This window comes from Siphonobacter curvatus, assembly GCF_002943425.1.
In the GTDB taxonomy this organism is placed as follows: domain Bacteria; phylum Bacteroidota; class Bacteroidia; order Cytophagales; family Spirosomataceae; genus Siphonobacter; species Siphonobacter curvatus.
In genome coordinates, this window is the sequence record NZ_PTRA01000001.1 from 3,435,766 (window position 1) to 3,456,931 (window position 21,166).

The window sequence follows — 21,166 nt, forward strand, 5'->3', positions numbered from 1 at the left end:
TCTCTTTGTAAAAGGATTTATGAAACTTGGTTTTTACGAAAATTTCATTTTTCGCGTAAAATCAGTTCAAAATTGAAGTTCGAACGAACAAAATCCAAAGTAAATCCTCGTAATGCGTACAAAAACAGACGTTTCTTTTTCATGGTATAATCCTATATTTTCTGGAAAATACTGTGAAAAATCTAATTAATTTACTATCTTTGTTTAGAGGCCATCCTCGAAAATGGTACATCTTTTTTTCAGTACCATTGAATTAGTTTTAACTGCAACAAGTCATGAAACGCTATATAATGACCGCTATTCTGGCCGGACTGGTCGGTGTAGCCTTTGCCCAAACCAAACCCCGTTTAGACCACGGATACTCTACGCATAACTATAAGCACGCCAATAAAGCAGCTGTAGCTAGGCAAATACAGAATGCCGAGTCAGGGGTAACCATCCAACGGGATGGTTCAGTACGTGAGAACATCGGATTGCAATCGACGGGAAATTATAAAATTCAGCGTCCTTACAATACCAACGGTAAACTGAATATTCCGGCTCCTCCGGTTACGGGATACGCTACTACGGATCCCAGTCAGTCGCCAAGGAATTACAAGATGGGACGCCCCTCAATTGTTAATCCGAACGATCAGCTTAGTCGAAGTAAGAAAGATACCAATGAGATTAACGTTGGAAATGAATAAAAAAGGCCGGGTACAAACCCCGGCCTTTTTTCTGTGGGATTTATAGCAATTCTTCGTACGCTTTGAGGCTAGTTCTCTACATTTTTATCCTTCCGCAAGGGGATTATTTATACAAATACCTGTAAATCAAATACTTAAATAAAATATTCTCTCTGGCACGATGGTTTAACTACTTATCACTCATACTAACGAAAATGCCTTATGGACAAACTGGCAAAGTTTGAATTAATGGAAAAGATCGTTCGTGAGTTAGACGACCTTCGCAATAGCCAAACGGCTGTACTCAAAAAGATCGGTCAAATTGAAGTTGAAAATATTGAATTGAACGATAAATCGCTGGAAAACGGCGTGTCGGATCTGTTTACAAAAATGTCCGAAACACTGGATTCTGTAACGGCCGTACATACCGAATTTTCCGATCGAACGGATCAATTCAGAAAAGACAACAATCTGGTACCCGCTGAGGATACTCTATCATAGTATAACTTAGGATAAAACGAAAAAGGAGAGCTTATCAAAGCTCTCCTTTTTCGTTTCTACTCGTAACCAATCTTAGCGTACGCTTTTGGCATTAGGGCTTTCGATTACTACTGGAGTATGCGTAGCCTTGGGCTTCAAGCCGAATACCAGTCGGGTGAAGGCGAAGTGCCGAATGATGAAGTGGTATAAAATCCAGCAACCGAAAAACGTAATCGCGGCTAAGAGGATGAACTTTACGGGCCAATCGATGAGCAGCGGAGCCAGATAATAACCAGCAGCTACCGTGATCGTTTGATGCAAAATATAGAAGGGATAGACTGCTTCATTGGCGTAGGCCAGGAATCGATTGTTGAAGTTGAGGTACTGGTAGCCATTACCAAAGATGGTTAGTAAGCAAGTCCAGGCGTTGAAGGTTCGAAAAAGGGCATAGGCTTCGTAATTCCAGCCTTCCAGCTGAGGCTGATCAATCCAGAAAAAGGCGTATAATATCGTAGTTGTCACCACCATCAACCCAAGCGTTAAGAAACGGTACCGAGCCAGGGTATCCCAGAATTGCTGCTGTGTACAAAACACATATCCCGTCAGAAAAAGCGTAAAGTAATGCCAGTGTTGCCGCCAGTCGTTCACCAGAGCATTCGTGGTGGGAAAGCGTTCCTCCAATAAAAAATCCGCTAACCAGTGCCAAACGGTAGGCAGTATCAACAGCCAGACTGGATTACTGAAAAATGAAGCCAGCTTAGCCGTTACCCGTTGTTCCGCAGGTTTACGCAGATACAGTAGAATGGGCAGCCCAATGAATGAGTACGAGAACAGATAGATCAGATACCATAAGTGATGCCAACTGAAACTGCCTTTGGGATAAGGCTGAAAATCGAAGACTGTCTTGTAAAATTCGCCGTACGAAAAGCTGGCTCCCTGCTGAAGTCGTTCGTAAAAAATTTGCGGCGGTACAATGACGAACATACCAAAGACCAGCGGCAGAAAAATACGTTTGGTTCGTTCCCCGATAAATTCTCCCGCGGATCGCCGCCCCAGAGCCCAGTATACGCCCATCCCAGAGATCATGAATAATAAGGCCATCCGCCAGGCACTCGAGAACCGCATGGGATATTCAATGAGGTGCGTCTGAACGTTGTTTTTCACGTGCCAACCCCAGTAATTGAAGAACATTCCCGCATGAAAAAAGATAAGTAAACCGAAGGCTAATACGCGGAGCCAGTCAAGGTCGTAACGACGAGTGGATTTCATGAGTATTTGATTTGAATACCCAAAAGTGCTCGTTTTCAGTACCGTTCAACGACCGTACGCATCAGGACGACGTACCCGCCGATAAGGACGCACTCCGAAATACGGAAGGTGTTTGCCCGGTTTCGCGTTTAAAAGCGGCGTTAAAGGCTGATTTTGAGTTGTAGCCCACACGTTCAGCGATTTCCTCAATTTTCAGGTGAGCATTCTCCGGCGCAGACAGTAATTGCCGGGCTTCTTCAATTCGGTATTTAGCCAGCAGTTCAAAAAAGCTAAGCTCCAGCGTGTCATTGAGTACCTGGGAAAGATGATGCGTCGATACGCCCAGTCGCTGAGCCAGTCCGGGCAAGGAGCAGGTCGAATCTAACTGAGGTTTTTCTTCGCGTAAGACTTGCTGTAGTTTTTCCAACGTACGATTTTCTAATTCGGGCGTTAGGGAAGATTTCTCGTACTTCCGAACCTGCCCGGTTGGCGTGGCGGGTTCCACCCGGAAAAAACCAGACTGGCGAATGATACTGAAGCTCGTCACGTAGATGATAAACGCCATGTGAGCCACCACCAGGTGATCGCCCAGGTCGCTTTCAAAGGTCGTACGCGTAATCAGGTATATAATCGTGATAAAAGTCAGATGAATCTGCAAATTTCGGAACCAGATCAAATCCGTCGGTTGACTTCCCCAGAAACGAGCCTGTATGCGTTGAAAGGCCAATAGCACTTCTCGCCAGGTGAGTACCAGGTAAATCAGCATACTGATTCCCGTAAATTCATTGATGTGCCATTTAGGCCAGAACATCCAGCGTTCGCCGTACGACTCAAAAGGTGGCGATGGAATTTCAGGATGAAACGCCCCTAAAAAAGCTTCGTACTTCAGGCTTAGCGGTTGTGGATAGTACAGAACGGCCATGTACAGGAAATACAGGACTGCCGGCAGAAAATGCCAAGCTTCCCGCACATTCCAGCTTTTCCGAAGACTAACTCTAAAATATAAGTACAAGCAGGGAAACAAGGCTAGATTGGCCGGCTCGGTTGAGTCCACCAGCCCTAACACCTGCACCATGTAATTGGTATAGCCCAGCCATACGTCGCTCATGAGCAGCGTCATACAAACCAGAGCAAAACCTAAAAAACGGTTAGGCAACTGTTTTCCTTTACTGTGGGTAAGAAAGAAATACGTCAGAAAACACCCCTGAATAATGCCAAGCAAAATCAGGATTGCAAACCAATCGATACGGGGACTAAGCTGGGGCATAGAAAAAGCCCGCCTGGATGAGGCGGGCTACTAAAATACGAAAACCTGAATTACTTCACCAAGTTCAAAAGGTACTTGCCGTAGCCACTCTTGACGAGCGGTTTGGCCACGGCCTCCAGCTGCTGCTTGTCGATGAAGCCCATGCGGTAGGCCACCTCTTCAATGCAGCCGATCTTCAGCCCCTGCCGCTCTTCAATGACCTCCACAAACTGCCCCGCCTGCATCAGCGACTGAAACGTACCCGTATCCAGCCAGGCCGTACCCCGATCCAGCACGCCTACTTTCAGCTGGCCTTTTTCCAGGTACACCCGGTTGATGTCGGTAATCTCCAATTCACCCCGTGGACTGGGCTTGATGGCCTTGGCAATCTCCACTACCTCGTTGTCGTAGAAGTACAGGCCCGGCACGGCGTAGTTAGACTTCGGCTGCTCGGGTTTTTCTTCGATGCTGAGTACGTTAAAGTCGCCATCGAATTCAACTACCCCGTACCGCTCGGGATCGTGCACCTGATAGGCGTACACTACCCCACCCTCGGGATCGTTGTTGGCCTGCAAAAGCTTCGATAGGCCCGAGCCGTAGAAGATGTTATCCCCCAGAATCAGGGCTACTTTATCGGTCCCAATAAATTCTTCCCCGATGATGAAGGCCTGAGCCAGTCCATCCGGACTCGGCTGCACGGCGTAGCTAAACTGACAGCCCAACCGGCTCCCATCGCCCAAGAGCTTCTCAAAGTGCGGCAGATCGTGCGGTGTGGAAATAATGAGAATCTCGCGAATACCCGCCAGCATTAAAATCGACAGCGGATAGTAGATCATCGGCTTGTCGTAAACCGGCATGAGCTGTTTGGAGACGGCCAGCGTCAGGGGATGCAACCGCGTACCCGAGCCGCCTGCCAAAATAATTCCTTTCATCTTCGAATGAGGGAATGAGTGAATGAATGATAGAAAGAGGGAATGCAGCCAGGGGCGAATCAAGGAATGATCGCAGGCGTGAATACAGCAAAACCACCCGAGCGCTTACTTTTTATTCACGCCCGCGATCCTTATACGCCTGCAACCATTGATTCCGTGTTAGCGCTGCGCGTACATGCTGTCGTAGTACTTCTGGTAGCTACCCGAGGTGACTTCTTCCAGCCACTCCGTATTCGAGAGATACCACGCTACCGTCTGAGCCAGGCCTTCTTCGAAGGTCACCGAAGGTTGCCAGCCCAGTTCATGCATGATTTTGTGCGCGTCGATGGCATAACGAAGGTCATGGCCCGCCCGGTCCGTCACATACGTGATGAGCCCTTTGGAAGTTCCCGCCGGGCGAGCGAGCTGATCGTCCATGATCTCGCACAACAGGTGCACCAGATCAATGTTTTTCCACTCGTTAAAGCCGCCGATGTTGTAGGTTTCACCCGGCTTACCCTGGTGGAAGACCACATCAATGGCCCGGGCGTGATCTTTCACAAACAGCCAATCCCGCACGTTTTCCCCTTTGCCGTAAACGGGCAGGGGTTTGTTATGCAGGATGTTGTGAATCATCAGGGGAATCAGCTTTTCGGGGAAGTGATTGGGACCGTAGTTATTCGAGCAGTTGGTCAAGACGAAGGGAATGCCGTAGGTGTTGCCGTAGGCCCGAACGAAGTGATCCGAAGAAGCCTTGGAAGCCGAATACGGCGAACGCGGATCGTAGGGGGTGGTTTCCAGGAAAAACTCTTCGGGGTTGTGCAATTCGCCGTAGACTTCGTCGGTGGAAACGTGGTAGAACAAATGCCGCGAATAGTCGTCTTTCCAGGCTTTTTTAGCCGCGTTCAACAGATTGACCGTACCGATGACGTTGGTCAAAACGAAGGCCATGGGGTCGGTGATCGAGCGGTCGACGTGGCTTTCGGCCGCCAGGTGAATCACGCCGTGAAAGTCGTGCTCCGAAAAGAGCTGATCTAAGAATTCAGCATCGCGGATGTCACCTTTGACAAAGGTATAGTTGGGGGCTGAGGCCAGGTCTTTGAGGTTGGCCAGGTTGCCGGCGTAGGTCAACGCATCCAGGTTAAAAACCTGATAGACGTCCTTGTACTCGGTTACAAACCGACGCACCACATGCGAACCGATGAAGCCCGCTCCGCCCGTAATTAATAACTTCTTCATAGGGATTTCAATGTAGGATGAAGATTGGATTCGATTACTTTAAAGTTAATTGCCAACGCCACGCGTCTGCTAACGCTTCATCCAGTGTTTTTTCGGCTTTCCAGCCCAGTTTTTCGGTCGATTTACTCACGTCGGCGTAAATCTCCATAATATCTCCGGCCCGGCGGGGAGCAAATTCGTAATTGAGCTTCACGTTGGTTACGCGTTCAAACGTATCGATCAACTCCTGAACGCTCGTACCCGTGCCCGTACCGATGTTAAAAAAGTCGTAATAATTTGTTTCTGCTTCCTTCACCAGCAATTCCAAGGCCTTCACGTGAGCTTTGGCCAGATCCACTACGTGAATGAAGTCACGAATACAGGTTCCGTCGGGCGTATCGTAATCCTTACCAAATACCATCAGTTTTTGACGAATGCCCGCAGCGGTTTGCGTTACGTAAGGTACCAAGTTCGCCGGTACGCCGATGGGCAATTCACCAATCAGGGCCGATTCGTGAGCACCTACGGGGTTGAAGTACCGCAGAGCCAGAGCTTTCAGACCCGGTTTAGCCGCTACCGTATCGCGAATGATTTCTTCGCCTACCTGCTTGGTATTTCCGTACGGAGAAGCGGCTGGTAGTACGGGCGTTTCTTCCGTTACCGGAATTACCTCGGGCTGACCATATACCGTACAGGAGGAGGAAAATACAAAGTTCGACACCCCATTGGCAATCATTGCTTCCAGCAAGGTGACCAGAGCCGAGATGTTGTTCCGATAATATAACAGGGGTTTTTCAACGGATTCGCCAACGGCTTTGCTAGCCGCAAAGTGGATAACCCCCTCAATGTTATCTTCCTTAAAAATCTTAGTCAGCAACGCCGCATCGTTACAATTAGCGTTGTAGTATTTCACTTTTCTTCCCAGAATCGATTCGAGTCGATCGAGTACTTTTTCCTGGGAATTAGAGAAATCATCCAGAATGATAGGTTCAAATCCGGCTCCGATCAGCTCTACAACAGTATGGGAACCAATGAATCCGGCTCCACCGGTGACTAGGATATTCATGAAGTAAGGGTTAGAAATCTTTCAATTAAGCCCCAAAAATAGAAAAAATACGCGGGCCGAAGGTACTGGTTCCGGGGATCATTTTTATACGGTCTATTGTCTTTTTTATGAATAGTTCCCAGCATCCTCCTATTTTTTTATTCTTTCGCACCATTCTCTTTACTTTAAGAGGAATGCTTCCCCTGAATTCATGGTTTACCTATTTGGTAGTTTTCTAAAATTAGTGTAGGTTAAAGCTAAAATCAACTTTTTCTGTATGGATAGCCGTGAACTAAAAGCCTTAGTCTCCCTGCTTGAAGACGACGACCGGGAGGTTTCCTCGCTGATTGAGCAAAAGATTCGCTCGTTAGGGGATACCATTATTCCCTTTCTGGAAGATCACTGGGAAAATTCCGGTTTCAATCCGCTCGTTCAGAAACGCATCGAGGATCTGATTCACGACTTACAGTTTCGCACGCTTACCGAACGCCTGCGAGCCTGGAAAAACAGTGGCGGTACCGATTTGCTGGAAGGGCTCTGGCTAGTAGCCACGTATCAGTACCCGGATCTTTCCCTGGAAAAACTTCAGCAGGAAATTGACCAGATTTATTACGATGCCTGGCTGGAATTTCGGCACGGTATGCATCCCGCGTCGCAGATTGATACGCTGAATTACGTTTTCTTCAAGAAACTGAAATTTGGGGCAAATACGAAGAACTTTCACTCAGCAGCCAATTCCATGCTGAACGTAGTACTGGAAACGCACAAGGGAAACCCCATCAGTTTGTGTGTGCTGTATATGCTGGTAGGTCGTCGATTGGGAATGCCCTTGTACGGAGTCAATCTCCCTAACCTGTTCGTGCTCACCTACAAGGTGAATGACGATACCCAGTTTTACATCAACGTATTCAATAAAGGGTTGGTGTTTCAAAAGAAAGACATTGACAATTACATTGCCCAGCTGAACCTGGCCCCCAACCCCATTTTTTACGAAGCCTGTAGTAATACGGACATTGTCAAGCGAGTACTACGCAATCTGACACTGGCTTTTGAGAAAACGGGCGACGATGACCGGGCTCAGGAAATCAATACGCTCCTTAAAATGCTTCAGGAATCCGATTCGCCATCGTTTGATAACTAGGTTGGAACTGACGCATCTGTATTGAACCCCTTCGGAATGGTTAGTAAGTAGACCGCTCCGAAGGGGTTCCGTCTAATGTAGTTCCGTATGCTTTTACCCCCAAAACTGCTTGTTTATTCTAGGCCTCTAACCCCGGAGGGATTTCATGTCATTAGGCCCCGTATGCAACGTGGGGTACGGCCAGCCCGGTCGGCACAGCCTACCAGTTTTTGCGTCCGTAGTAAATGCTCCGCACAACCCGCCCCGCTAACTTTACTGGCTTTTATCTACCAAAACTTAAAACCTCAAACTCCCTCCCCTTCCGCTGCCACCGTTAGCATGCAATCCTCAACGCGTATCACCGACAACGCGTATCGAATACTTTGCTCAGGCGTACGAATCCAGCCGTGAATGCGTTCGGCTTCGTCGGCGAAGGGTTCGATGGGAATATTTCCTTTAAAACTCAGTTTTTTCTCGCCATAAAGTTTGTACAACGCTTCTTTCGCCGTCCAGTATACGGCCAGCCGTTCTAGCCGATGGTCCGCGTGATTCCATTCGTTTTCACTCAAAAATTTGCGGGCAACTACGGATAATTTCTCGCTGACTGGTTCAATATCCAGCCCCACCCGAGCCGCTGGATGCCACACAACTGCGGCAAATCGCAAGGAGTGCGAAAGGGAGAAATGACTATCTGTATTCTCCAAAAAGGGTTTATCGTATGAATCCTTCCGAATTCCGTGGTACGTTTCACCCACCGATTCAATCAACGTTTGGATCAGAATCCGGCTGGCCAGAAACTCCCTTTGTTTTTGCGGATGATGAATTGCCGCGTACGCTGCTACATCTGCCGGACTTCCCCGGAAGGCTCTTTGCAGATCCTCCAAATCTTCCGTAATTTCCCAGAGAGCAACCCTCCCCCGCCCCTCAAAAGGCCGTATCCAAACCAATGGCATTCGATTATGCTTAATTTTAGGGCAAAAATAGAAAATCCTCAAGGACTTGGTACACAACCGTTCGTTTCGAGGTTTACCCTTTGGGGTGCGAAGTACCTAACGAGCTATGCGATTACACATTGAAAAAATAGATACGTTTGCGGGTCACCGGGATGCGATTTACGCGCTGGAGGCCGCACCGGAACCGGGCCAGTTTTTTTCCTCCGGTAGTGATGGTCTGGTCATTCGCTGGGATCTGGCCCGACCCGATCTGGGCGAACTGGTCGCCCGAATCCCAGCCTCGGTATATGCCTTGAAGATGGATGACCAAACAGGTTTGCTGTGGGTAGGACAAAATTTTAATGGTATTCACCGGATTGATCCGCAGAGTAAAATAGAGCAGGATTCGATTCAACTGACGGCCTCGCCCATTTTCGATATTTGCCTGTTCGAAAATCTGGCTCTGGTGGCTCAGGGCGATGGTACAGTGACGGTATTGGACCGGGAGCTTTTTCAGGTACGCAAGCATCTAAAGGCTAGTAATGCCTCTGCCCGAAGCATCGACGTCAATCCCTTCAGTCAGGAATTTGCCGTAGGTTATAGCGATAATACCATCAAAATTTTTGATTTAAACACGCTATCGCTGAAATTTATCATCGCCGCTCACACGCAATCCGTCTTTACGGTTCGTTATGCTCCCGACGGTCGCTGGCTCCATTCAGGAGGTCGCGATGCACATTTGAAAACTTGGGCGGTCGCGGACCCCTACCGGTTACACCAGGACGTGGTGGCTCATTTGTTTGCCATTAACCACCTGACGTACAGTCCCAATCATCAGAAAATTATCACCGCTAGTATGGATAAAACGCTAAAAATCTGGGATGCGGCCAGCCTTCGTCTGCTGAAAGTACTGGATTGGGCCCGCTTTGCCGGTCACCGTACTTCCATCAACCGGGCTTTGTGGCTGCCCGTCGAAGCCGGACTCATTTCGGCTTCGGATGATCGACTGCTTTCGGTTTGGAAAGTAACCGAACAGCCCTAAAAGCTGTTTTTTGGAAATAAGATCATATTTCAGGCCGAAATGTGATGGGATTGGATAAATTTGAATGTAGAAACCTTCACAAACCCGACCCGGAAGCTCTTTTCCCGTAGGGTTTCTCCCCGATACCAACATGAAAATTACACCACTTGATATTCGCAAACAATCGTTCGAACGCGTGTTCCGGGGTTATGACAAAGATGCAGTAGACGCGTTTTTGTCCACGCTTTCGCAGGAATGGGAACGTCTGATGGACGAAAATCGCCTGTTACACGAACGTATTGAACGTACCGAAAGTGATTTCAGTAAACTGAAAGCCCTTGAAAATACGCTGTACAAGACCCTTCAGACGGCTCAGACGACTAGTCAGGAAATGGCGGTAAAAGCTCAGGAAGAGTCGCAGAAAAAAGTGGTGGAAGCCCATCAGCAGGCCGAAGAAGCCCTCAGCAACGCTCGTAAAGAGGCCAATATGCTTTTGATGAATGCCGAAAACAAAGCCCGGTATATCATCGAAGAGGCTGTTAATGAGCTAAAGGGACTTGAACGCGACATCAAGGCCATCGATAAATACAAACAAACGCTGCTTTCGCAGATTAAAGAATACGCCGGAGAAACACTCGAACGGGCCCAGCGATTTGAAGAACGCTCGCACCAGATTCCGTTTGAAGAAAAAGCCGCTGAACTGAACAACGTACTCGCGAGTATTCCGGCTACGCAACCCCTGGCCGAATTGCCACCGGTAGAGATTCAGGAAGAAATACTACCTACGGTTGCCGAGGTGACAGCCGCTCCGGAACCAACACCGGCAGAAGTTCCTCAGGAACCCGTTCAGGCGGAACATAAGGAAGAAGGTTCGTTCTTCGATAAAATCTAACAATGCACGGGAGCGGAAACGCTCCCCTTTTTTTCATGGGAACAATTGCCTTAGAAGGTCTGGAATTCTTTTCCTACCACGGTTTTTACGAAGAAGAACAAAAAATTGGAAATCGGTACTCCATCGATGTGATCATTACCGTTGACTTTCAGCAGGCGGCCATTCACGACAAACTGAGTGAGACCGTTAACTACGCCAAGGTATACGAAATTGTATCCGTTGTCATGCGGCATTCACATAAGTTGCTCGAACATATCGCTTATCAGATCATTCAGGACATCCGTGAAAAGTACCCGCATGTGGAGAAAATCGCGGTTTCGGTTTCCAAGTACAATCCGCCCGTAGGCGGCGTATGCGAGCGTTCCCGGGTGACGCTGGAAGGCTAAACTGGCATGAATTTAGTACAGGTAGTTGTCCATCAACCAAACGATTACACGAATGGATTACAAACTGGTAGACCCAAAAGAAGAAGCTTTTCACAACGAATATTTTGAAATCAGCTTTGATGAGCAACGGCACCAAAGCCTGTACTTCACTTCAAATGCTGAAATTCTGGAAGATGTGGCTGCGGAAATCGTAGCCCGACACGCCGAAAATACGCCCGGCTGGCGAATCATTCCGCACCCGAAAATTCAGCATTAGTAGTTCAGTTCGTCGACGCTTTAGTCTTCATGACCCGCAGTTTTGCGGGTTTCTTTTTGTTGAATAGATTTGGTAAAACAAAACCACTATTCCTATGAAAGCTTTACTTTTCGCTCTAGCCCTTGCGTATGCGGCTGAAGCCAAATCTATTCCCCAAGTTGCTCAAATTCAAACTCTTATTCAAGCCGACAGTACGCAATGGAAAGAATACGCGGGGAAATATAAGGGCGTTGAGGGGGTATTTGAATCGTTCATTGTTACCATCGAAGACGGAAAATTGATGGCCGAAGCCATTGGTCAGGGCAAGGGAGAACTGCTCGCTTCTCCGAATGCAGCCGACACCTTTACCGTGCCTGGTTACGAAGCCACCATTGTTTTTGTCCGGGATGCGAATAAAAAAGTAATCAAGTACCAGATGTCGGTACAGGGTCAGACTTTCGAAGGAGATAAGCTTTAATCTGCTTCCCTTTCAGTAAGTACCGTTTACAGCCAGCCGCTCCGCTGGCTGTTGGCTTTCGTACCCGGCTTTAGCTGAAAACAGCTAGTTTTGTCAAAAAATAAGACGATACGTCTACTCATTGCACTTATGGCCTTACGTACACTCGTTAAAATTTCCAATATCACTAACTTATCCGATGCCCGCTATTGTGCGGGGATGTACGTCGAATGGCTGGGGTTTTCCATGGATACCATTGCACTGGAAAAATTCAGCGAAATCAGAGGCTGGCTGGCGGGTGTTTCCATTGTGGGTGAAACCGAGGCTACCGATCTTGCTACGATCCAGTCGCTAGTGGAAGCTTACAAACCCGATGTTTTGCAGATCAGTCATCCCGAACAAGTAGCCGAAGCGAAAACGCTGGGACTTCCCATTATTCTAAAACTCGATCTGGCGGAAGGCTTACCAACCGAACTCGACGGAGCCGATTATTACCTGATTGAGCATTCCGATCCGTTTATTCACCTCGATACCGCTACGCTGGGTTATCTCGATCAGTTCGCGTTCAAGTACCCCACCCTGCTGGGTTTTGGCTTGAATGAAATGAACGTACTCGAAGTACTTGATCAAATTCCCATCAAAGGTATTGCCCTTTTCGGTGGCGAAGAAACCCGCCCCGGTTACAAAGAATTTGGCGAAATGATGGACATTCTCGAACGTCTCGACGAAGATTGAGATTGTTCTGCTTCCCGAAGGCGTACCTTCGGGAAGCTTTTTTCTAGCCAAAGAACAGGTATCCCACCGCAATCGCAGCCACAATCCCGGCCAGATCGGCTACCAGTCCGGCCCAGAGCGTATAGCGGGTATTCTTCACATTTACCGAGCCGAAATACAGGGCAATCACGTACAGAATAGTATCGGCCGACCCCTGGAAAATACAGGCCAGTCGCCCAACGAACGAATCCGCTCCGAAGGTTTTCATCGTATCAATCATCATCGCCCGCGAACCACTCCCGCTTAAGGGGTGCATCAGAGCCGTGGGCAGGGCATCCACCCATTCCGTGCGGATGGGCAGGAAGCTGAACCCCCAGCGAAAACCATCCACTACGTACCCCAAGGCTCCGGAATTTCGCAGGACACCAATGGCCACCAGCATGCCCACCAGGTACGGAATGATACGTACGGAGGTTTCAAAGCCCCCTTTGGCTCCTTCAATGAAGCTGGAAAATACGTCTACTTTTTTACGAAAAGCGATTCCCAGAAAAGACAACACAAAGCCAAATAGCACCACGTTACTGAATACTTTGGAGAACGTTTCAATGCCCTCTTTCGATAAGGTTGTCAGGTAGGCCAGCAGGGCCACAATTGCCAGCGTCAGGCCGCCCAGCCAGGTCAGAATGGTACGATCCAGCAGATTAATTTTCTGACGGAACGCCACAAACAGTAATCCCACCAGTGTAGCGACGTAGGTGGCAATGAGACAGGGAATGAAAATGTCCGAGGCATCGGCGGCTCCGTACACGGCCCGCTGGGCCATTACGCTCAGGGGGATCAGCACCGGACCCGCCGAGTGCAGGGTCATGAACATGATCTGAGCGTTGGTCGCGACCTCTTTATTCGGATTCAGCTCCTGCAAACTCTGCATGGCTTTTAGGCCAAAGGGCGTCGCCGCATTATCCAGTCCGAGCATATTGGCCGAAAAGTTCATGATCATTTGTCCGTGAGCCGGATGATCCTTAGGTACTTCGGGAAAGAGTTTATTGAAAAACGGTCCAATGCGTCGGGCGAGAAAGCCTATCACGCCTGCCTCTTCGCCTACTTTCAAAATCCCCAGAAAGAAGGTCATGACGCCCGCCAGCGGTAAGGCAATTTTCATGACGGCCACTTCCGCCGACTCGAACATGCCATCGACCAGAAGCTTAAAAATTTCAGTATCGCCGAAGAAGATTAACTTGAAGAGGGCCACCACAAACGCCACTAGGAAAAAGCCAATCCAGAGGTAATTAAGAGCCATGAGGGAAGTAATGCAGAAACAGTTGAGCCCTGAATTTCGCTCAAAATGGCTAAAAATGGTACCTTCCCGGAAAAAGAAAAACAAAAAGGTCGGCAATTGGGTATACCTTCACGTGTATTCCCATTAGGATTGTATGATTGTACTAAAGTCTTTTGCCCTTTCGCTGACCCTGCTTTTCTGTGCTTCGTATACAGATCGCCCGGCTGCCTGTGACGATGAAATAAGTCTCGAAAAAGCGGGCCTGGTGGATGTGAAGCAGGTCGATCCCAGTTTGTTAGTGGATCTGAAGTATTCGACCACCGATAATTTCGTTCACAAAGACGTGTACGGCTGCATTACGCGGTGTTTCCTCCAGAAAGAAACCGCTGAAAAACTCAAAAAAGCCCACGAGTATCTAAAAAAGCACCATCCCGAACTACGCTTGTTGGTCTACGACGGAGTTCGTTCCCGGAAGGTGCAGTGGAAACTCTGGGAAGCCCTGCCGCAATATTCGCCCAAATATCGCACCAATTACGTCGCTCACCCGACGCGTGGTTCCATTCACAACTACGGCTGTGCGGTGGATCTGACGGTAGCTACCGCCGATGGGAAGGCTCTCGACATGGGTACGCCATTCGATTTCTTCGGCAGTGAGGCCTATCCTCGCAAAGAAGCCGAAATGCTACAGCAGGGTAAGATTACCAAAACGCACGTGGCGAACCGGGAGATTCTACGGCAGGCCATGACCGCCGGCGGCTTCATGGGGATCACCAGCGAGTGGTGGCACTTCAACGCGATGAGTCTGGCCCAGGCCAAAGCCAAATACACGATTGTAGAGTAAAATTTTTGCTTCTGATTTTCAGATAAGTATACATTTTTTTAAACTTTTTTTGGGCAGATAGTTGCGTAAGGCCGTTTTCATTCCGTATGTTTGCAGCCCCAAACGACAGGGAAACAGAAATAAAAAAAGGGTGATTAGCTCAGCTGGTTCAGAGCATCTGCCTTACAAGCAGAGGGTCGGGGGTTCGAATCCCTCATCACCCACTCCTTTTTTATTTCGCCTTATTCGGGTGATTAGCTCAGCTGGTTCAGAGCATCTGCCTTACAAGCAGAGGGTCGGGGGTTCGAATCCCTCATCACCCACCCTTTTAAAGCCTCGTTTTTCAGCGAGGCTTTTTTGTTGTTAGAGCATACACCAGCAGCCTTCTACTTCAGCTTCCGTATAGGCTTCGTATTTTTCCGGATGCAGGGTTTTCAGTAAGGCCGCCCGACTCGACGTTCCGTGCAACAGCGTATGCACTTTTGCTTTCCAATGCGTCGTGAAATCCCGCAAGGCCAAGTCTTCCTCCCGAAGCATACCGTACAGCAACGCTAGTCGCGGAGCGTACTGCTCGTAGATGTGAAGAATTTCCTGCTGCCGGGCCGAACCGCCGGTACCCGTTTTATGCGACTCATGGAGCCGGTATACGGACAAACAATCGTCCACGTATTGAAACTTCAGTTTTTGCTGCTCGGCCCGCAGAAACCATTCCCAGTCAAAGGCAAAGTGTAGATCTTCCCGCAAGGGGCCCGTTTGCCCCCAGGCCCGTCGCGTCCAGAAGGTCGAGGGTTGAATGATGTAGTCTTCATTGACCAGCGATACCCGCTGCATTTTCTCAGCCACGTCACTCCGAAGCGATTCTGTCTCGCTTTGTTTTTCCTGAAGATGCCAGCAATTGCCAAATACCAGGTCCGCTTCCTGCAAAATGGGATGGATCTGAGCCAAAGTACCGGGCATGTACAGATCGTCGCTGTTGAGCCAGCCCAGAATGGCTCCCGTACTACGGGCAAAGCCTTTGTTGATGGCGTGACTTTGTCCGCGATCGGGCGTACTTTCCCAAAACGATAGGTATTTACTGTAGCGACGGATAATCTCCACGCTTTCATCCGTACTGCCGCCGTCGATAATCAGATATTCCAGCTTAGGATACTGCTGGTCGAGTACGGAAACGATGGTTTCTTCAATGAATGCTCCCTGGTTATACGAAGGAGTAACGATGGTGATTGTAGGGAAGAAGGCGGTCATGAACCTGTTGATTTACTTAGTTCGAGTCATTCGAAACGCCCGGACGAGGGCCACTAGTATGCCCCAATGAAAGGTTCGTTGCAGCCGTCGGGCGACGGGCAGTACATAGCTATGCGGAATGCCCCGGTAGTGATCCCGCATGACGCGTTTGAGATTTCGCCAGGCTTCTTCCATGATCTGCTCGCGGGAAAGGCCGTAGCGATTGGCGTCCGCTTCGTTGAAGTACCGGGTAATCCATTCGATAAAATCCAGGTGCCCAAAAATGATTTCTTTTGCCTGATGATGGGCCGTAGAAGAAATGCTGGAACCACTGTACCGCCAGCGGATTTTCGGTCCGGGCATACTGTATAATCCTTTCGGATGAGTGAAATGAATGGCCGTTGCCCAGTCCGAAGCCTGGGCGTAAGGAAAATCGACGTAACCACCCAAGGCTTTGTACGTAGCACGACGCACGATTTGATCGGGCATGACGTTACCCCGTTCGTCCCGCAAAATGTGCCAGGCCAGCTGCATGGCGTTTTCGACAACCGGGCTGTTTTCATGTTCCCGAATGATCTGATTCTGGTCATTAATTACCCGGGAATTGAAACGGTAAATGTCGTATTGTTCCTGCGTTTGTAGTAAACTTTGGTAGAACACGTCCACGCAGTCCTTCTCCATCAGATCGTCATCCGCGAAAAGCCAGATCCATTCTTCCTGCTGTATCAGCTCTACGCAGCGTTTCCAGTGCTGTACCAACTGTTTTGCTCCCAGATTTTCCGGGAAACGATGGTACACCAGTTTCAGTTGAGTCGCGTAGGTATCACAAATAGATTTCAGGTCGTGCGGACTGCCATCATCGCCTACGTACAGGGTAAAATTCTGGTTGGTCTGAGCCGCGATACTCGCCAGCGTTTCAGCCAGGTATAACGCTTTGTAGGCGGGAATGACGATTGCTAAAGAAGATTGAAGCGACACAGCGGTAGATTGACGGCCTCAAAGTAACGCAATTCGACGCCGAAATCATACCTCCACGGAATCATCCTTCAGCGTATCCTGAATGTAGAGCATCTTCACCAGTACCAATACTACAGCCATAATGGGTGTAGCCAGGATCATGCCTAGGATCCCTGAGAAAACACCCACGATCAACTGAGCGATCAGTACCAGAGCGGGTGGGATGTTAATCATCCTCTTTTGTACCAGTGGCGTCAGCAAACTACTTTCAATGGCCTGAACACCTACGTACAAAAGCACTACGTAAAAGGCCTGCTCCGGACTATCCATTAGAGCAAAAAGTACGGCTGGCACCAGTGCCATGATCGGTCCGATGTTCGGAATAAAAGCCGTTATGGCTGCAAACAGACCCAAAGCTCCCGCCAGCGGCACGCCCATAATCCATAAACCCAGAAAGGTTAAAATTCCCACAAAGGTCATCGAGATCAACTGCCCCATTAGCCAGTGAACCAGCGTGTCGGCTACTTTATTGAGTACTTCACTGGCTCGTTTCCGAGATTTCTGGGGGATCAGTAATACAATGCCCTTATGATAGAGCCGGGGTTGTACCGCAATGAAAATACCCAGGAAAATGATAACGTACAGGTCGGCAATAGTACCAAAGGTGGACGAGAGAACGCCTGAAGCCTGCGACATCCATTTTTCCCGACGCTGCATGAGTTCATCGGTCGTCGGAATACTGGATAAAATTTGCTTCCCTATTTTATTCCGGGAAACTTGTTTCTGAAAGTTGGCAATGGCTTCGGGAGCATCTTCTTTCAGGGTACTCACCTGATCGCCTATGGCCGAGGATAAAATCCAAAAGATACCAACGATGGCACCCAGTACCGTCAAGGAAACGAGTACCATACAAATGCCCTCTTTCCAGTTGGTTTTTTTGCTGAACCAGCGGGCGGCTGCCCGGAGCGGCAGAGCCACCAGCAAGGAAGCGATAATCAGCAATAAAATATCAAAGCTAAATCCAAGCAACAGCGTGCCCAGAACAAAGATGAGCGTGATGCCCACAGCAATGCATACGCGTTGGATAAAGGTGTATTCAGGCTGTTGTACAGCCGTGTTAGAAGTGGTTGTAGGTTGCATACGTACTTTTTTCAGGAAAGTTTCGGGACAAAAGCCAGTGGGACATCCGATAAGCGGGCCTTTATGCTTTGAATTTTCAAAAAAAATGTTCCTTCCCGCTCCGCTGCTTCAAAAGACGGGACAGTCCGAAAAGCTTCTGATGCTAGTCCTTCCTCCTTTCATGGGCAGGATTTTTTAGTACCATCAAAGCTTTAATCAGCCCTGTACCTCCATGCCTACGTACGTACCTTACTCCGACGAAATTGAAGTACTCCAACCCCGGGAAGAAGAAATTTCTAATGAAATTGTCGAATCAATGGCCCGGATCAATCGCCTGATGTTCGACAAATACCGTCACGCCATCCGCGATGCCCACGCCAAAAGTCATGGCATTCTCAAAGCCGAATTGCACGTCTACCCGAACCTGCCGGAACCGCTGGCTCAAGGCGTCTTTCGGGAATCGCGAACGTACCCGGTTATCGTCCGGTTTTCGACGGCACCGGGCAGTATTCAACCCGACGGCGTTGGGGCTCCGCAAGGCATGGCTCTCAAGCTTGTGGGAGTAGAAGGTCTCAAATTTCTTCCGGAAGAGGCCGATGCCGTTACGCAGGATTTTCTTCTGGTGAATAACCCCGTCATTCCTTTTGGTACGATTTATCAATACCTGGACAATCAGAAGACCTTGGAACGCGAGGCAAAAAGTCCCGAAGAAATGCAGAAACTGATTGCTCAGGCGGGTCGAACGGCCAATAAAGTACTGGATGCTCTGGGTATCCAGAAGGAAATTGCGGGCGTGCAGGTCAAGCATATTCTGGGCGAAACCTTTTTCAGTATGGCTGCCCTTCGGTACGGGGATTACGTGGCGAAAGTACGGGCAACGCCATTGTCTACTTCGGTCAAACTACTGACTGGCGAAGAAATCGATACAAGCAACCATGATTCAGCTATTCGGGATGCAGTGGTGAAGTTTTTCAAAAAGCAGTCGGCGGAGTACGAAATTCAGGTACAGCTGTGTACCAATCTGCAAACGATGCCCATCGAAGATGGATCGGTCGAATGGCCCCAGCAGCAGAGTCCCTACCAACCCGTTGCCCGGCTGGTCATTCCTACTCAGGAAGCTTACAGTCCGGCCCGCCGTGTCTATGCTGACGACGTACTCTCCTTTAATCCGTTTCACTGCCTGCCCGAACATCGGCCGCTGGGTAACATTATGCGGATACGCCGTAAAGCCTATGAGGTATCGTCGCAGTACCGTCACCACATGAACGCCCAGCCCCGTCTGGAACCCCGTAGTATTGAAGATTTGCCCGATTGAATCTAGCCGTACAGCGTCCGGAAGGTCAGATTGATGCGGGGTTCGGTGCTTTGAGTCGTACGCGGAATACGGTGTTCCCAATAGTGTTGCGTTTCGCCCTGCATCAGTAACAAACTGCCGTGGGTTAATTCTACGGAACGAACCAGTTTTTTGTCGGTATAATGCCGAAATTGAAAGATCCGACTGGCTCCTAGACTCACGGAAGCGACTACTGGATTGGTACCCAGTATTTTTTCATTGTCACGGTGCCAGCCCATGGCGTCCTGCCCGTCGCGGTACAGATTCAGCAGTACATTGGTAAAACGATCATCTGGATCAATACGATCTTTAATGATCCGCAGGGCTGGCGTCCAGTCGATGGGTTGCATGGTAATACCCGAGTACGCATACGCCTTATCCAGATCGCCCGCCCAAGCCGTTAGCCGCGGCTGCATGACTTCTTTACCGAATATCCGGATGGGCTCCTGTTTCCAGGGAATTTCCTCGTACAGCTGCTGCAAGAGTACATCGCTTTCTTCGACTGAAAAAAACGATTCGTAGAAAGAGACTTCGCCCTGAAAGGGTAACAAATTGGGGATCTGGTTTGTATTCATTCGAAACAAAACTACTAACGCTTCCTTGGGTGCTCAATCCGAAACTTGCGGAAGATGTTTATCTTTGAAAACCTCTGAATCTGCTTTTATGAAACGATTGCTTCTGCTTTTCAGTACCCTTTGCTGGACCTGCACCTTATCGGCTCAGGTTTATCCAACCCTGGGGAAAGTCGTACGACTCGATCCGGCTCTGGAAACCATTCTTCCGGCAAATGCGACCATCGAAGTGCTGGCCTCCGGTTTTCAATGGACTGAAGGGCCCGTCTGGGTAGCGAAAGGTGGGTACCTCCTCTTTTCGGATACGAAGCAAAATACCATTTTTAAGTGGCACCCTACCAAAGGCCTGAGTACCTTTTTGAATCCAGCGGGTTATACGGGGAACGGTAGCTACGGGGACGAACCTGGATCAAATGGGTTAATTCTCAACCGTAAAGGCGAACTAGTCGCCTGCGAACACGGGGATCGCCGCCTATCGGTCATGCCCTTATCGGGTGGCGGAAAGCGTACCCTGGCTGATCAGTGGCAGGGCAAACGCCTGAATTCGCCTAACGATGTTTGCCAGCATTCCTCAGGAGCTTACTATTTCACTGACCCCCCGTATGGGTTGCCTCAAAAAGAGAAAGACAAAACCCGAGAGATCGAAGCCTTCGGCGTCTATCGACTCGATCCCGATGGTACGGTTACGCAGGTCATCAGCGATTTGAAACGGCCCAACGGCGTAGCTTTATCCCCCGATGAAAAAACCTTGTACATCGGTCAGTCGGATGATACGCAGCCGTACGTGATGGCCTACCCCGTTCAGCCCGGCGGCTCTTTGGGTAAGGGCCGAATCTTCTACGATCTTACCCCACTGAATCGACAGGGCTTATCCCGGGCTCCGGACGGTTTGTGTACGGATGTTCGTGGGAATGTTTATACCACGGGTGGCGGCGGCTTGTTGATTTTGAGTCCCCAAGGCAAGCTCCTGGGCCGTCTGGAGCTGAGTGCTGCGACGTCCAATTGCTCCTTTAGTCCGGATGGATATTTGTACATAACCGCAGAAAACTACCTATGTCGCATTAAAACACTTACAAAAGAGCAGTAAGATCGTAAGTGTTTATAACGTATAGTTTAAAACGGTACTCTACGAATGAAACCCTATTTCAGGCTTCTAAATCATCGTAAACCACCCCTTAAATCCCTGATTTTAAGAATCTATTAATCAATAAAAGGATTTATAGAGCTGCCGCGTACAGCTACTTGTATTCTCGTTTTGTGGACTTGGACTCATTAGTATCCTAAGTATATCT

Annotated in this window: 23 protein-coding genes and 2 tRNA genes; 14 read left to right on the forward strand and 11 right to left on the reverse strand. The window is 49.0% G+C overall.

Features of this window, described 5'->3' with window-relative positions:
- Positions 1-275 precede the first annotated feature (275 nt).
- Both C5O19_RS14225 and C5O19_RS14230 read left to right on the forward strand, forming a co-directional pair.
- A complete protein-coding gene (locus tag C5O19_RS14225; protein ID WP_133163368.1) occupies positions 276-686 on the forward strand; it encodes a hypothetical protein in 411 nt (136 codons plus the stop codon).
- Between the two features lie 201 nt (positions 687-887).
- On the forward strand, positions 888-1,166 hold the full coding sequence (locus C5O19_RS14230; protein WP_104713296.1) for a hypothetical protein: 279 nt from the start codon (positions 888-890) through the stop codon (positions 1,164-1,166).
- A gap of 72 nt (positions 1,167-1,238) precedes the next feature.
- On the opposite strand, the gene C5O19_RS14235 is transcribed toward C5O19_RS14230, so the two are convergent.
- The 5 genes from C5O19_RS14235 to galE all read right to left on the reverse strand — a co-directional run bounded on the left by C5O19_RS14235 (position 1,239) and on the right by galE (position 6,834).
- On the reverse strand, positions 1,239-2,414 hold the full coding sequence (locus C5O19_RS14235) for an acyltransferase family protein (protein ID WP_104713298.1): 1,176 nt from the start codon (positions 2,412-2,414) through the stop codon (positions 1,239-1,241).
- A gap of 61 nt (positions 2,415-2,475) precedes the next feature.
- Positions 2,476-3,660: an AraC family transcriptional regulator gene (locus C5O19_RS14240; protein WP_243406384.1), complete on the reverse strand. Its 1,185-nt coding sequence runs from the start codon at positions 3,658-3,660 to the stop codon at positions 2,476-2,478.
- A 50-nt stretch (positions 3,661-3,710) separates the two neighbouring features.
- Positions 3,711-4,571 (reverse strand): glucose-1-phosphate thymidylyltransferase RfbA, encoded by an 861-nt coding sequence (gene rfbA / locus C5O19_RS14245; RefSeq protein WP_104713300.1) that lies wholly within the window; start codon positions 4,569-4,571, stop codon positions 3,711-3,713.
- A 159-nt stretch (positions 4,572-4,730) separates the two neighbouring features.
- Positions 4,731-5,789 carry a dTDP-glucose 4,6-dehydratase gene (gene rfbB / locus C5O19_RS14250; protein ID WP_104713303.1) on the reverse strand — a complete coding sequence of 353 codons (1,059 nt, stop codon included), beginning with the start codon at positions 5,787-5,789 and terminating at the stop codon, positions 4,731-4,733.
- Positions 5,790-5,823: 34 nt separating this feature from the next.
- On the reverse strand, positions 5,824-6,834 hold the full coding sequence (galE, locus tag C5O19_RS14255) for a UDP-glucose 4-epimerase GalE (protein ID WP_104713305.1): 1,011 nt from the start codon (positions 6,832-6,834) through the stop codon (positions 5,824-5,826).
- Between the two features lie 256 nt (positions 6,835-7,090).
- Here galE and C5O19_RS14260 point away from each other — a divergent pair, with 256 nt between their 5' ends.
- Positions 7,091-7,954 (forward strand): transglutaminase-like domain-containing protein, encoded by an 864-nt coding sequence (locus C5O19_RS14260; RefSeq protein ID WP_104713307.1) that lies wholly within the window; start codon positions 7,091-7,093, stop codon positions 7,952-7,954.
- A 284-nt stretch (positions 7,955-8,238) separates the two neighbouring features.
- Here C5O19_RS14260 and C5O19_RS14265 read toward each other — a convergent pair whose 3' ends face one another.
- Positions 8,239-8,886, reverse strand: coding sequence for a 4'-phosphopantetheinyl transferase family protein (locus tag C5O19_RS14265; protein WP_104713310.1), 648 nt, complete (start codon positions 8,884-8,886; stop codon positions 8,239-8,241).
- A 106-nt stretch (positions 8,887-8,992) separates the two neighbouring features.
- On the opposite strand from C5O19_RS14265, the gene C5O19_RS14270 reads away from it, so the two are divergent.
- The 6 genes from C5O19_RS14270 to C5O19_RS14295 all read left to right on the forward strand — a co-directional run bounded on the left by C5O19_RS14270 (position 8,993) and on the right by C5O19_RS14295 (position 12,591).
- Positions 8,993-9,907, forward strand: a complete 915-nt coding sequence (locus C5O19_RS14270) for a WD40 repeat domain-containing protein (RefSeq protein WP_104713312.1) — start codon at positions 8,993-8,995, stop codon at positions 9,905-9,907.
- 130 nt (positions 9,908-10,037) lie between these two features.
- Positions 10,038-10,778, forward strand: coding sequence for a DivIVA domain-containing protein (locus C5O19_RS14275; protein WP_094816875.1), 741 nt, complete (start codon positions 10,038-10,040; stop codon positions 10,776-10,778).
- A 35-nt stretch (positions 10,779-10,813) separates the two neighbouring features.
- Positions 10,814-11,164: a dihydroneopterin aldolase gene (gene folB / locus C5O19_RS14280; protein ID WP_104714114.1), complete on the forward strand. Its 351-nt coding sequence runs from the start codon at positions 10,814-10,816 to the stop codon at positions 11,162-11,164.
- A gap of 52 nt (positions 11,165-11,216) precedes the next feature.
- The gene (locus C5O19_RS14285; RefSeq protein WP_104713314.1) at positions 11,217-11,420 is read left to right on the forward strand and encodes a hypothetical protein; all 204 of its coding nucleotides are present in this window, start codon (positions 11,217-11,219) and stop codon (positions 11,418-11,420) included.
- Positions 11,421-11,514: 94 nt separating this feature from the next.
- Positions 11,515-11,877: a hypothetical protein gene (locus C5O19_RS14290; RefSeq protein WP_104713316.1), complete on the forward strand. Its 363-nt coding sequence runs from the start codon at positions 11,515-11,517 to the stop codon at positions 11,875-11,877.
- A 129-nt stretch (positions 11,878-12,006) separates the two neighbouring features.
- On the forward strand, positions 12,007-12,591 hold the full coding sequence (locus tag C5O19_RS14295) for a beta/alpha barrel domain-containing protein (RefSeq protein WP_104713318.1): 585 nt from the start codon (positions 12,007-12,009) through the stop codon (positions 12,589-12,591).
- Between the two features lie 43 nt (positions 12,592-12,634).
- On the opposite strand, the gene C5O19_RS14300 is transcribed toward C5O19_RS14295, so the two are convergent.
- The gene (locus C5O19_RS14300) at positions 12,635-13,870 is read right to left on the reverse strand and encodes a nucleoside recognition domain-containing protein (protein ID WP_104714116.1); all 1,236 of its coding nucleotides are present in this window, start codon (positions 13,868-13,870) and stop codon (positions 12,635-12,637) included.
- Positions 13,871-14,003: 133 nt separating this feature from the next.
- Here C5O19_RS14300 and C5O19_RS14305 point away from each other — a divergent pair, with 133 nt between their 5' ends.
- The 3 genes from C5O19_RS14305 to C5O19_RS14315 all read left to right on the forward strand — a co-directional run bounded on the left by C5O19_RS14305 (position 14,004) and on the right by C5O19_RS14315 (position 14,992).
- Positions 14,004-14,690, forward strand: coding sequence for a M15 family metallopeptidase (locus C5O19_RS14305; RefSeq protein ID WP_104713320.1), 687 nt, complete (start codon positions 14,004-14,006; stop codon positions 14,688-14,690).
- A gap of 128 nt (positions 14,691-14,818) precedes the next feature.
- A tRNA-Val gene (locus tag C5O19_RS14310) sits at positions 14,819-14,893 on the forward strand.
- 24 nt (positions 14,894-14,917) lie between these two features.
- Positions 14,918-14,992, forward strand: a tRNA-Val gene (locus C5O19_RS14315).
- Positions 14,993-15,032: 40 nt separating this feature from the next.
- Here the strand turns inward: C5O19_RS14315 and C5O19_RS14320 are convergent.
- From C5O19_RS14320 to C5O19_RS14330, 3 genes are read right to left on the reverse strand one after another with little or no spacing between them, the layout of a single operon-like run.
- Positions 15,033-15,914, reverse strand: a complete 882-nt coding sequence (locus C5O19_RS14320; RefSeq protein ID WP_104713323.1) for a glycosyltransferase family 2 protein — start codon at positions 15,912-15,914, stop codon at positions 15,033-15,035.
- Positions 15,915-15,926: 12 nt separating this feature from the next.
- Positions 15,927-16,871 carry a glycosyltransferase family 2 protein gene (locus tag C5O19_RS14325; protein ID WP_104713325.1) on the reverse strand — a complete coding sequence of 315 codons (945 nt, stop codon included), beginning with the start codon at positions 16,869-16,871 and terminating at the stop codon, positions 15,927-15,929.
- A gap of 45 nt (positions 16,872-16,916) precedes the next feature.
- A complete protein-coding gene (locus C5O19_RS14330) occupies positions 16,917-17,990 on the reverse strand; it encodes an AI-2E family transporter (protein ID WP_104713327.1) in 1,074 nt (357 codons plus the stop codon).
- A gap of 211 nt (positions 17,991-18,201) precedes the next feature.
- Here C5O19_RS14330 and C5O19_RS14335 point away from each other — a divergent pair, with 211 nt between their 5' ends.
- Positions 18,202-19,284, forward strand: coding sequence for a catalase family protein (locus tag C5O19_RS14335; protein ID WP_104713330.1), 1,083 nt, complete (start codon positions 18,202-18,204; stop codon positions 19,282-19,284).
- 2 nt (positions 19,285-19,286) lie between these two features.
- On the opposite strand, the gene C5O19_RS14340 is transcribed toward C5O19_RS14335, so the two are convergent.
- Positions 19,287-19,877, reverse strand: a complete 591-nt coding sequence (locus C5O19_RS14340) for an alpha-ketoglutarate-dependent dioxygenase AlkB family protein (RefSeq protein ID WP_104713332.1) — start codon at positions 19,875-19,877, stop codon at positions 19,287-19,289.
- An 88-nt stretch (positions 19,878-19,965) separates the two neighbouring features.
- Here C5O19_RS14340 and C5O19_RS14345 point away from each other — a divergent pair, with 88 nt between their 5' ends.
- Positions 19,966-20,961, forward strand: coding sequence for an SMP-30/gluconolactonase/LRE family protein (locus C5O19_RS14345; RefSeq protein ID WP_104713334.1), 996 nt, complete (start codon positions 19,966-19,968; stop codon positions 20,959-20,961).
- Positions 20,962-21,166 lie beyond the last annotated feature (205 nt).